Genomic DNA, 11027 nt, shown 5'->3' with positions numbered 1-11027 from the left:
GCCACGCTAGCCGAACAAGCCGATGTTGTAACCTACGAATTTGAAAACGTACCTGCCGAAGTTGCTGCGTTTCTATCCGCTAGAACTCAAGTTTTTCCTAATCCTAAAGCATTAGCCGTTGCGCAAGATAGGCTATTTGAAAAAGATTTTTTCCGCGCGTTGAATATAGCAACACCTAACTATGCGCCGGTAGATAGCTTAACTGACTTAGAACTGGCTATGCAGCAGTTAGGTTATCCGGCAATATTGAAAAGTCGCACCCAAGGCTACGATGGCAAAGGTCAAGTGTTATTAAAAAGCGAAGCTGAGTTAGCTGACGCATGGCAAACTCTAAGCGGCGTTCCAGCTATTGTCGAAGCCTTTATGCCGTTTACTCGCGAAGTGTCGATTATCGCTGCACGCAGTCAGCAAGGCGAGATAGTATTTTATCCGTTATCAGAAAATCAGCATAAAGGCGGTATTTTACGAGTCTCGCTAAGCACTGACGGCGACCCTTTGCAAGCACAAGCTGAGGTTTATATCTCGCGCATATTAAAAGAATTAGACTATGTAGGCGTATTGGCATTGGAATTATTCGACCTCGACGGTCAACTAGTCGCTAACGAATTTGCGCCTCGCGTACACAATTCCGGCCATTGGACGATTGAAGGCGCGTATACCAGTCAATTTGAAAACCATTTGCGTGCGATTGCCAACTTACCATTAGGCTGTACCCAAGCCATAGGCGCATCGGCTATGGTTAATTTTATCGGTGGCATACCTGCCGCGTCAGATGTCTTAAGTATTCCAGGTAGCCGTTTGCATTTATATGGAAAGTCGGCGCGAAAAGGTCGCAAAGTCGCTCACGCTAACTTGCATTATCCTAATCATCAACAACTTACAGAGCCATTAGCTCGACTTAATGCTCTTGCCGAACAACTCGATGACAGTTGACAAATAGTTTATTCAAGATATTTTAATTGATAAAAACCAAGTGTTAAGATAGGTTTTTATTATTGCCTAATTAGAAACAAACTTGAATAATAATGGTAAACAGCGCAGTTAATAAATCATCTGCAATAGCTAATAATCGCGGGTAACTAACTGCCTATAACAAGTTTTTAGTTAGCAATAGCAGATAACATAAGGTATCAAGGCTTGTCTGACAGGTGTTTTGTGTTTTTACAGGCCTTATGACTTGTGCTATTCTACCGGTCACTTTTTTGTCACATAGCAACAGGATGTCTGCTCAACAATTCAAGCGGGATGCGCTTTTGCGAGAGGAACTATGTTAGAAACAAGCACTATGCTAGCGACAGTGCAACAAGTGATTAGCGATAATCAAAATAAGCCAGGCGCGTTATTACCCATTCTACACGGTATTCAAGATGCACTCGGTTACATACCCGATGACAGCGTACCCGTTATCGCAAAAGCCCTGGCCTTATCGCGTGCTGAAGTCCACGGTGTGATTAGCTTTTATCATTATTTCAGGACAACGCCGCCAGGCAAACATAAAATTCAATTATGCCGTGCAGAGTCCTGCCAAGCTATGGGTTCTAAAGCGTTAGAAACGCATTTAAAAAACAAATTAGGCATAGACTTCCACGAAACCACTGCAGATGGTCAATATTCTTTAGATGCCGTGTATTGTTTAGGCATGTGCGCCTGTTCACCAGCGATACAAATCGATAACGATATTCATGGCCGTGTTAATACAGAGTCACTTGAACAATTACTAAGCAACTTGGAGCCAGCCGCATGAGTATTAATGTTTACGTTCCTTGCGATTCCAGCGCTATTGCCTTAGGTGCTGACCGAGTTGCTTCCGCTATTAGTGAATACGCCAAAAACAATGGCATAGATATTCAAATCATACGCAACGGCTCACGCGGACTTTATTGGCTAGAAACTTTAGTCGAAGTTGCTACCGATGCAGGACGCGTTGCTTATGGTCCGGTACAGCCACAAGATGTTGCCTCATTATTTGCTGCAAACTTTTTACAAGCTGGCAACCATGCCCTTGCCTTAGGCTTAACTGAAGAAATTCCTTATCTTAAAAAGCAACAACGCTTAACGTTTGCTCGCGTAGGTATTACCGACCCCATAAGCCTAGCCGATTATATCGCGCATGATGGCTACAAAGGCTTAAACAATGCCTTAAGCTTAGCACCTACCGACATTGTTAAACATGTTACTGACTCAGGCCTACGCGGTCGCGGTGGTGCAGCATTCCCAACCGGCATTAAATGGAACACAGTATTAAATACCGCTTCTGAGCAAAAATATATTGTTTGCAACGCCGATGAAGGTGATTCTGGCACATTTTCTGATCGCATGATTATGGAAGGTGACCCGTTTGTACTTATCGAAGGCATGACGATTGCCGGCTTAGCCGTCGGTGCCACACAAGGCTATATTTATTTACGTGTTGAATACCCTCATGCACATAAAGCGTTAAATTCGGCTATTAGCGCAGCTTATGAAGCGGGTTATTTAGGCGATAATGTCTTAAACAGTGGCAAAACCTTTCACTTAGAAGTACGTTTAGGTGCTGGCGCTTATGTTTGTGGCGAAGAAACCTCACTGATGGAAAGCTTAGAAGGCAAACGCGGTTTAGTACGCTTTAAACCCCCGTTACCGGCTATTAAAGGTTTATTTGGTCAACCGACAGTTATTAACAACGTTATTTCATTAGCGTCTGTACCTATTATCTTAGCTAAAGGCGGCGATTATTATCGCGATTTTGGTATGGGACGTTCGCGCGGCACATTACCGTTACAACTCGCAGGTAATTTGAAACAACCCGGTTTAGTCGAACTCGCTTTTGGCACCAGCTTACGTGAGTTACTTTATGATTACGGCGGTGGCTCGGCTACGGGTCGCCCAATAAAAGCCGTGCAAGTCGGTGGGCCTTTAGGTGCTTACTTGCCAGAATCTCAATTTGATACGCCGCTAGATTATGAAGCCTTTGCCGCGATTTGGGCTGTATTAGGTCACGGTGGTGTAGTCGCTTTTGATGATAGCGTTGATATGGCCGAAATGGCTAAATACAGCATGGAATTTTGTGCCATCGAATCCTGCGGCAAATGCACACCTTGCCGTATTGGTTCAACGCGTGGCTATGAAGTGTTAGATGAAATTACTCAAGGTCACGACCTAGAAAAAAACATACCGTTATTACGCTCGCTATGCGACACCTTGCTCAGTGGTTCGTTGTGTGCATTAGGCGGCATGACCCCTTACCCTGTGCTGAGCGCTTTAAATCATTTCCCCACGGATTTCGGCGTTAACAATAAAGCGAATGCAGCTTGATAACTTCCGAGGTACATACCATGTCTAAAATAAAACAAAAAGATTTCGGCACCCCAGCCAGCACTGCCGAACAATTAGTTCAGTTAGAAATTGATGGTTTTAAAGTCACCGCACCAGCGGGCACATCGATTATGCGAGCGGCTGCTAGCATAGGCATCGATATTCCCAAACTTTGTGCTACCGATAGCATAGAACCCTTCGGTTCCTGCCGTTTATGTTTAGTACAAATCGAAGGCGGACGCGGTATGCCCGCCTCTTGCACAACTCCAGTTGCGGAAGGCCTTAAAGTCACCACGCAAAATCCGCGCTTAGCTGAGGTGCGTCGTGGTGTCATGGAGCTGTATATTTCTGACCACCCGTTGGATTGTTTAACCTGCTCCGCTAACGGTGACTGCGAATTACAAGACATGGCAGGGGCGGTAGGCTTACGCGAAGTGCGTTATAACCCGGTCACTACGCATTTAAATGCCACTAAAGACCAAAGCAACCCGTATTTCACCTTTGACCCTAGCAAATGTATAGTTTGCTCGCGTTGCGTTAGAGCCTGTGAAGAAACCCAAGGTACATTTGCACTGACTATCGACGGTCGCGGCTTTGACTCCAAAGTATCGCCCGGTCAAAACCAAAACTTCATGGATTCCGAGTGTGTATCGTGTGGCGCTTGTGTGCAAGCCTGCCCAACAGCAACCTTAATGGAATCATCGGTTATCGAACATGGACAACCGGAACATGCAATTGTCACTACCTGTGCCTATTGTGGCGTTGGCTGTTCTTTCCGCGCCGAGATGAAAGGAGAACAAGTCATACGCATGGTGCCGGATAAGGATGGCCAAGCCAACCACGGTCATTCTTGTGTAAAAGGCCGGTTTGCTTTTGGTTATGCGACACACAAAGATCGCATTACCAAACCGATGATTCGCGCCAGTATTCATGACCCTTGGCAAGAAGTTAGTTGGGAACAAGCGATTAATCATGCCGCTAGTGAATTAAAACGTATTCAAGCCAAATACGGCAAAGCGTCTATCGGTGGTATTACGTCTTCTCGTTGCACCAACGAAGAAACTTATTTAGTACAAAAACTGATTCGTGCTGGCTTTGGCAATAATAATGTTGACACTTGCGCCCGTGTTTGCCATTCACCGACAGGCTATGGTTTAAAACAAACCTTCGGTGAGTCATCAGGTACGCAAGATTTTGACTCGGTGATGAAATCCGATGTCATTATGGTGATTGGTGCAAATCCAACCGATGGCCACCCTGTATTTGGCTCAGCAATGAAAAAACGGTTACGCCAAGGCGCGAAACTTATCGTTGTCGATCCACGCGAAATCGATTTAGTTAAAAACAGCCCGCATGTTAAAGCCGACTATCATTTAAAACTGCGTCCAGGCACTAACGTCGCGTTAATTAATGCGCTCGCCCATGTCATTGTCACTGAAAACTTAATTGACGAAGCCTTCGTACAAAGCCGCTGTGATGTCGCCTCATTTAATAAATGGAAAACTTTCATCGCTGATCCTAGACATGCGCCTGAGCAAACCGAAACGATTACCGGAGTAGCGGCTAGCGATATGCGTGCCGCTGCACGGTTGTATGCATCCGTCAACAACGGTGCTATATACTATGGCTTAGGTGTGACAGAACACAGCCAAGGTTCGACGATGGTCATAGGCATCGCTAACTTAGCCATGGCTACCGGTAACTTAGGCCGTATTGGTGTCGGTGTTAACCCATTACGAGGTCAGAACAACGTGCAAGGTTCTTGCGATATGGGTTCATTCCCCCATGAATACCCTGGCTACCGACATGTTTCTGACCCAGCCACTCGCGATTTATTCTCAACCGCGTGGAACGTCCCGTTAAGTCTTGATCCTGGTTTACGCATACCTAATATGTTTGAAGCAGCGTTAGATAATAGCTTCATGGGTTTATACGTCGAAGGTGAAGACATCGCACAATCTGATCCAGATATTAAACATGTACATGCAGCCTTAAGAGCGATGGAATGCGTTATAGTGCAAGATATTTTCTTAAACGAAACAGCGAAATTCGCCCATGTATTTTTACCCGGCGCATCGTTTTTAGAAAAAGACGGCACCTTCACTAATGCTGAGCGCCGTATTTCACCCGTGCGCAAGGTCATGAAACCATTAGCTGGTTATCAAGATTGGGAAGTTACTCAATTATTATCCAATGCGATGGGATACCCGATGAATTACCAACATCCATCGGAAATCATGGCTGAAATTGCGAGCTTAACACCCACATTTACTGGCGTAAGCTATGAAAAAATCGATGAATTAGGCAGCATACAATGGCCGTGTAATGAAGAAACACCAACCGGCACACCGATTATGCATACAGAAGAATTTATGCGTAACGATGGCAAAGGCTTGTTTATGTTAACGGATTACGTGGCCACTCATGAACGTATCACGCCTATGTATCCGTTGATTTTAACAACCGGACGCATTTTGTCGCAATACAACGTAGGTGCGCAAACGCGCCGTACCGCGAACAACATGTGGCATCAAGAAGACCGTCTGGAGCTGCATCCACACGATGCTGAAGATCGCGGTATTGTCGACGGTGATTGGGTAGGTATTAAAAGCCGTGCCGGTGAAACGGTATTACGCGCATTAATCACTGACCGAGTACAACCTGGCGTTGTTTATACCACCTTCCATTTCCCAGAATCGGGTGCTAACGTCATCACGACGGACAACTCTGACTGGGCAACTAACTGCCCAGAATATAAAGTGACCGCCGTGCAAGTGACTAAAGTCAGCCAACCATCACAATGGCAACAAGAATACCTGGCCTTCTCAGAACAACAACTGGAATTCTTGGAGCAAGGTTTGAGCAATGGCTAAAGCCGATACGGGCTTACATTCTCTTATCTTCGATTTAGGTTGGCCTAGTTATCAACAATATCCGATTGAACGCTGGCAACAGGGTCAGCGTTCAACCGAAACCGATTACATTGCCGAAGAAGTTCCTATTTCGTTGATTTACAACGGGGTTCCTCATGTCGTCATGTTGGCAACCCCGACCAACTTAGAGGATTTCGCCTTAGGGTTTAGTTTTACTGAAGGCATTATCCAACATCCCAATGAGCTATTATCCGTCAAAGTCTATCACCGCTCTAACGGTATTGAGATTCAGCTAAAAATCCCTGAGCAACGCTTTTCATGTATGACCGATAAAGGCCGTAATTTAACTGGGCGTACCGGATGTGGCTTATGTGGCGCTAGCACGCTACAACAAGCCATTCGTACACCGGGTGATATACAGAATGACTTATTATTGGATGCCAGCGATTTAACAGAAAGTCTAAATGCTATTAAACAGTATCAAAAAATTAATGGTTTAACCGGTGCCGTTCATGCTGCTGCTTGGATTAGCCCTAATGAGCATACTTATTTAGTGCGAGAAGATGTAGGCAGACATAATGCTTTGGATAAACTCATAGGCGCTTTAATGAGTCAGCGCAAAAACCCAAGCCAAGGTTTTGCCTTAGTCACGAGTCGAGCCAGCTACGAAATGGTACAAAAAACAGCTTTTGCGGGTATCTCTATTCTCGCAGCTATTTCTGCACCCACCGGTTTAGCGATACGCTTAGCCGAGCAAGTCGGCTTAACACTGATAGGATTCGCTAGAAATAACAACCATGTGATTTACACACATCATCATCGATTAACCCATAAAACTGTAACGCTATGAAAATTGAAAGACTAATAAAAATGGCCAATGATATTAGCGATTTTTTTAACGCTGACAGCGATAAAGAAGTCGCCGCTGAAGGGGTAAAAATGCATTTACTCAGAGCCTGGGAACCCCGTATGCGAGAAGCCATTATTACTTATGCCGAACAAGATGGCAGTGGTTTATCAGACTTGGCAAAAACCGCTGTTAGCCGCTTACCTCACTAAACTGTTAGTTAACACACTGAACGCGTCTTGTTGCAGCCATGTCACTCTTTATTAGCCCGGCTAACAACGACGACATAACTGAGCTGTGTACGTTACTACATAGCTTGTTTAGCCAAGAAGCGGAATTTAGCCCTAATACCGAGCTACAAACGCGCGCTTTACAGTGGATTATCGACAATCCGCACATAGGTATTATTTTCGTCGCGCGCCAAAACCATAACGTTGTGGGCATGGTCAGCGTGTTATTTACCTTATCTACTGCCTTAGGTGCAGAAGTTGGCATACTCGAAGACCTAGTCGTGGCTCCGAATGCGCGCGGTTTGGGTATCGGTAAAGCATTGCTAGAACACGTATTGGCTTTTGCTCACACGAGAAAACTCGCCCGAATAAGCTTACTAACCGACGCTGATAATGCAGCGGCGCAACGACTTTACCAACAAGCCGGTTTCCAGCGCTCAAGCATGGCTTGTTATAGATGGTTTAACAGTTGAACATGGGTTATCAACCTAAGGCGGGACAGGGTATTCAGAGTGCAGGATGCCGTGAATACATCCCTGTAGGCTTGGCGGCAGCATCTGCTGCCAACACCCGCACTCTGAATACCCTGTCCCTGCTAAAGTGTGTAACCTAAACATGTACGCTTATCGCTTAATTCAGCAACTGGTTTTTGCGTTAATAACCACTGCATTAATCGGGTGCGTACCGCGTATTTATCCACCTGGCAACGTTATGGTAACGCCTGCATTATTACCCCATCGCTACTTAACCGCTAGTGGCGATATGCTCGCTGTCCAACAATGGTTACCCGATAACGAAACAAACGCTGTCGTGATTGCCGTGCATGGTTTTAATGACTACAGTCACTTCTTTGAGCAACCTGGAAACTACTTAAAACAACACCACATTGCTTGTTATGCCTATGACCAGCGAGGTTTTGGTGTAAGTCCGATGCGAGGGTCTTGGAGTGGTATTAATGCTTATACTGAAGATTTAAGCCAATTTATCCGCTTACTCAAACAAAAATACCCTAAGCAACCGCTATTTGTGTTAGGTGAAAGCATGGGCGGTGCGGTAGTCATTGCAACAATGACGCAAAAATCACCGCCTGATGTGCAAGGTATTATCTTAATCGCACCGGCAGTCTGGTCTAGGGATTTTATGCCTTGGTATCAACAAAGCGCGTTATGGTTAACTGAACATTTGTCGCCGTGGTTAACACTAAGCGGCAAAAGGCTTAGCAGTAAAAGCATCAGATAACCATGCCATGCTCAAAGCTTTTAGCAGCGACCCCTTGGTGATTAAACTGACGCGGGTAGAAACCATTTCCGGCCTTAGCGACTTAATGGATTTAGCCCAACATCAAGCCCCTAATCTCAATACCCGCACATTGCTGTTATACGGTGCGCACGATGAAATTATTCCGCTAAAACCTACCCAGCAATTTATTCAACAGCTAGACCTAAGCAATAAAACCATAGGCTATTATGCCGACGGTTATCACATGTTACTCAGGGATTTAAATGCCGAACCGCGTTGGCGCGACCTATTAGCGTGGATACAAAATCAGCAAACTGCCCTGCCCTCAGGTGCAGACGTCTATGCTAAACAAACACTGCTTAATCAGGACTCAGCGTCGCAAATGCATTAAAAAACTGCTTAGCGGTACGCCCACTCCGGCTACCTCGCGTCCTAGCAAACCGTAACGCCGCGTCATGTAACGCCTCTTTATCGCCGCTATAGTTTGGAAAATAGCTATCAACAATATCTAAATAATCTGGCAGACTGCTAGGATAAAAAGATAGCCACAAACCAAACCGGTCTGACAACGAGATTTTCTCCTCAATTGCATCAGCATAATGCAGTTCGCCATCCACTATCGTTGAATTCAAATTATCTTGCATAGTTTCGGGCAATAAATGCCTGCGATTCGATGTCGCATACAACAATACATTATCTGGCGCTGCTTCAATAGAGCCTTCCAGTACCGTTTTTAATACGATATACGACGCGTCATTCGCCTCAAATGAAAAATCATCACAATAAATAATAAATTTTTTGCGGCAAATCGCGAATCTCATCAACAATCTCTGGCAAATTCGCTAAATCGGTCTTAAACACCTCGATAATGCGTAAACCTTGTTCGTAATAAGCATTTAACAATGCTTTCACCAGCGACGACTTACCGGTACCACGCGCGCCCCATAGCAACGCATTATTCGCCGGTAAACCCGCTAAAAAGCGCTCAGTATTATGCACTAAAGCGCTTTTTTGCGGCTCTATGCCCACCAAAGCCGATAAACTAATCGTATCAATCGCATAAATGGGCTTTAAGCCCCCTATTTGATGCCGCCAAACGGCAGCTTTTACCTGTTGCCAATCTAAGGCCATGCTTACTCCTGTGTTCGCATCTTATTTGCGCTAATGGTTAACCAGCCAAATAGAATATGCGACAAACCGGTATACGCAAAGAATACTGAAAAATTAGCGTCAACCTGAATGCTGTTGATTTGCCCATAGACCTGTACCGACACAATCATCAGCAACAAAAATAAGCCGACTAACAACATAAACTGAAACTTTCGCGTGAACCAGCAATACAGTAAAACCACTAACTCAGTCATGCCTAAATTAACTAACATCCAACGCAAGTTATTATCTAAAGCGTCATATAAATCATCATTAAATTCAAAGATAGAAGCCTCAGTCAGCGACAAAAAACAACCGCCAACCAACACAACCACCGCCACGGTAAAATTAATTGCTGCTATTTGTTCAAGCCATTTCATAAGCAACCCAATAAAAAAAGCCCTTCTCAAGAACACTAAGAAGGGCTTACAGAGGAGGATACGAGGAATCGACTAACCAACCATCCATTGTCGATTAACCGATTCCACACTAACTTAACCTGCAAATAATCGTTGTCAATAGCATGAACAAAACTTTGACAATAGTTTTACACTGCTTGAAATATTAGACGATTCGACAAAATTGACTAAGCTTAGGATAGTGTTGTTAACCTAGATTATTATTTACAAGTCACTCGGAAGTCTAACCCCGTTTGCTGCGCCGAGCACTGTAGGTTTTGCTGGGATTAGCCCGTCAGGGGCACGGCATGGATGCCGTGCGTCGGCAGGCGGGCAGGACGCCAGCTCTGCCGACCTCCCAGCAAAAACCAAGGCGCGCAGGAGGAAGCGGCAACGGGTCGCCTTTTCTTTGGTTACTTTCTTTTTGGCGATGCAAAAGAAAGTAACTCGCCTGCCGGTGCGAGAACCGGCTTAACTTAAAACTTCGCGATAGCGACTCATTAGCTTTTACAATGCTGGCTTTAGCAACTGTTTTTTATATGGCCACGTTAAGAACACTACCTCAAGTTATGACCAAAGAAATTATACAAACCGACAAAGCACCCAAAGCCATAGGCACTTATTCTCAAGCAGTAAAAATTGACCATACGGTATATTTATCAGGTCAAATTCCGCTAATACCCGAAACCATGGTTTTAGTAGAAGGGGATATTAGCGCACAAATTACCCAAGTCTTTGAAAACTTGAAGGCTGTAGCAGAAGCAGCCGGTGGTAGTCTGGCGGATATTGTTAAACTTAATGTGTTTCTCACTGATTTAACCCATTTCCCTATCGTTAATGAAATCATGGGGCAATATTTTTCCGAACCCTATCCCGCGCGCGCAGCCATTGGCGTCGCTGCGTTACCTAAAGGTGCTGCTGTGGAAATGGATGCTATTATGCAATTACCGGTACAAGAGTATCCTGGCGGGTAATACGGTAAAGTTAAGCGATATAC

Annotated in this window: 13 protein-coding genes; 10 read left to right on the top strand and 3 right to left on the bottom strand. The window is 44.9% G+C overall.

What is annotated here, in order from left to right; genetic code table 11:
- The 9 genes from VZ94_RS10815 to VZ94_RS28795 all read left to right on the top strand — a co-directional run.
- Positions 1-933: 5-(carboxyamino)imidazole ribonucleotide synthase (locus VZ94_RS10815; protein WP_045779241.1), on the top strand; the 933-nt coding region annotated here is incomplete at its 5' end.
- Between the two features lie 334 nt (positions 934-1267).
- A complete protein-coding gene (locus tag VZ94_RS10810; protein ID WP_045779240.1) occupies positions 1268-1744 on the top strand; it encodes a formate dehydrogenase subunit gamma in 477 nt (158 codons plus the stop codon).
- Positions 1741-3294, top strand: coding sequence for a formate dehydrogenase beta subunit (locus tag VZ94_RS10805; RefSeq protein ID WP_045779239.1), 1554 nt, complete (start codon positions 1741-1743; stop codon positions 3292-3294). Before VZ94_RS10810 ends, VZ94_RS10805 begins: the two co-directional genes overlap by 4 nt.
- Before the next feature lie 20 nt (positions 3295-3314).
- Positions 3315-6167 carry a formate dehydrogenase subunit alpha gene (gene fdhF, locus VZ94_RS10800; protein ID WP_045779238.1) on the top strand — a complete coding sequence of 951 codons (2853 nt, stop codon included), beginning with the start codon at positions 3315-3317 and terminating at the stop codon, positions 6165-6167.
- A complete protein-coding gene (gene fdhD / locus VZ94_RS10795) occupies positions 6160-7017 on the top strand; it encodes a formate dehydrogenase accessory sulfurtransferase FdhD (RefSeq protein WP_045779237.1) in 858 nt (285 codons plus the stop codon). The genes fdhF and fdhD overlap by 8 nt, the downstream gene beginning before the upstream one ends.
- On the top strand, positions 7014-7226 hold the full coding sequence (locus tag VZ94_RS10790) for a formate dehydrogenase subunit delta (RefSeq protein ID WP_045779236.1): 213 nt from the start codon (positions 7014-7016) through the stop codon (positions 7224-7226). The genes fdhD and VZ94_RS10790 overlap by 4 nt, the downstream gene beginning before the upstream one ends.
- 38 nt (positions 7227-7264) lie before the next feature.
- Positions 7265-7717 (top strand): GNAT family N-acetyltransferase, encoded by a 453-nt coding sequence (locus tag VZ94_RS10785; protein ID WP_045779235.1) that lies wholly within the window; start codon positions 7265-7267, stop codon positions 7715-7717.
- 127 nt (positions 7718-7844) lie between these two features.
- On the top strand, positions 7845-8483 hold the full coding sequence (locus VZ94_RS28800; RefSeq protein ID WP_239649848.1) for an alpha/beta fold hydrolase: 639 nt from the start codon (positions 7845-7847) through the stop codon (positions 8481-8483).
- 7 nt (positions 8484-8490) lie between these two features.
- Complete coding sequence (locus VZ94_RS28795; protein WP_239649847.1) at positions 8491-8874, top strand: serine aminopeptidase domain-containing protein; 384 nt, start codon at positions 8491-8493, stop codon at positions 8872-8874.
- Here the strand turns inward: VZ94_RS28795 and VZ94_RS31985 are convergent.
- From VZ94_RS31985 to VZ94_RS10770, 3 genes are read right to left on the bottom strand one after another with little or no spacing between them, the layout of a single operon-like run.
- Positions 8843-9304: a DUF815 domain-containing protein gene (locus tag VZ94_RS31985; RefSeq protein ID WP_338040346.1), complete on the bottom strand. Its 462-nt coding sequence runs from the start codon at positions 9302-9304 to the stop codon at positions 8843-8845. The genes VZ94_RS28795 and VZ94_RS31985 overlap by 32 nt on opposite strands.
- Positions 9261-9614: a DUF815 domain-containing protein gene (locus VZ94_RS31980; RefSeq protein WP_338040345.1), complete on the bottom strand. Its 354-nt coding sequence runs from the start codon at positions 9612-9614 to the stop codon at positions 9261-9263. Before VZ94_RS31980 ends, VZ94_RS31985 begins: the two co-directional genes overlap by 44 nt.
- Positions 9615-9616: 2 nt before the next feature.
- A complete protein-coding gene (locus VZ94_RS10770) occupies positions 9617-10012 on the bottom strand; it encodes a hypothetical protein (protein ID WP_045779234.1) in 396 nt (131 codons plus the stop codon).
- 587 nt (positions 10013-10599) lie between these two features.
- On the opposite strand from VZ94_RS10770, the gene VZ94_RS10765 reads away from it, so the two are divergent.
- Positions 10600-11004 (top strand): RidA family protein, encoded by a 405-nt coding sequence (locus VZ94_RS10765; RefSeq protein WP_045779245.1) that lies wholly within the window; start codon positions 10600-10602, stop codon positions 11002-11004.
- The last annotated feature ends 23 nt before the right edge of the window (positions 11005-11027 follow it).

This window comes from Methylocucumis oryzae (genome assembly GCF_000963695.1).
In the GTDB taxonomy this organism is placed as follows: Bacteria; Pseudomonadota; Gammaproteobacteria; order Methylococcales; family Methylomonadaceae; genus Methylovulum; species Methylovulum oryzae.
Note: the sequence above shows the minus strand (reverse complement) of the source record. Positions and strands in the feature narration are given on the sequence as shown.

Excerpts from the sequence above, each read along its gene's own strand:
- VZ94_RS10810 (WP_045779240.1), top strand. The coding sequence starts at position 1,268 with ATGTTAGAAACAAGCACTATGCTAGCGACAGTGCAACAAGTGATTAGC.
- VZ94_RS10805 (WP_045779239.1), top strand. The coding sequence starts at position 1,741 with ATGAGTATTAATGTTTACGTTCCTTGCGATTCCAGCGCTATTGCCTTA.
- fdhF (WP_045779238.1), top strand. The coding sequence starts at position 3,315 with ATGTCTAAAATAAAACAAAAAGATTTCGGCACCCCAGCCAGCACTGCC.
- fdhD (WP_045779237.1), top strand. The coding sequence starts at position 6,160 with ATGGCTAAAGCCGATACGGGCTTACATTCTCTTATCTTCGATTTAGGT.
- VZ94_RS10790 (WP_045779236.1), top strand. The coding sequence starts at position 7,014 with ATGAAAATTGAAAGACTAATAAAAATGGCCAATGATATTAGCGATTTT.
- VZ94_RS10785 (WP_045779235.1), top strand. The coding sequence starts at position 7,265 with ATGTCACTCTTTATTAGCCCGGCTAACAACGACGACATAACTGAGCTG.
- VZ94_RS28795 (WP_239649847.1), top strand. The coding sequence starts at position 8,491 with ATGCTCAAAGCTTTTAGCAGCGACCCCTTGGTGATTAAACTGACGCGG.
- VZ94_RS31985 (WP_338040346.1), bottom strand. The coding sequence starts at position 9,304 with ATGAGATTCGCGATTTGCCGCAAAAAATTTATTATTTATTGTGATGAT.
- VZ94_RS31980 (WP_338040345.1), bottom strand. The coding sequence starts at position 9,614 with ATGGCCTTAGATTGGCAACAGGTAAAAGCTGCCGTTTGGCGGCATCAA.
- VZ94_RS10770 (WP_045779234.1), bottom strand. The coding sequence starts at position 10,012 with ATGAAATGGCTTGAACAAATAGCAGCAATTAATTTTACCGTGGCGGTG.
- VZ94_RS10765 (WP_045779245.1), top strand. The coding sequence starts at position 10,600 with ATGACCAAAGAAATTATACAAACCGACAAAGCACCCAAAGCCATAGGC.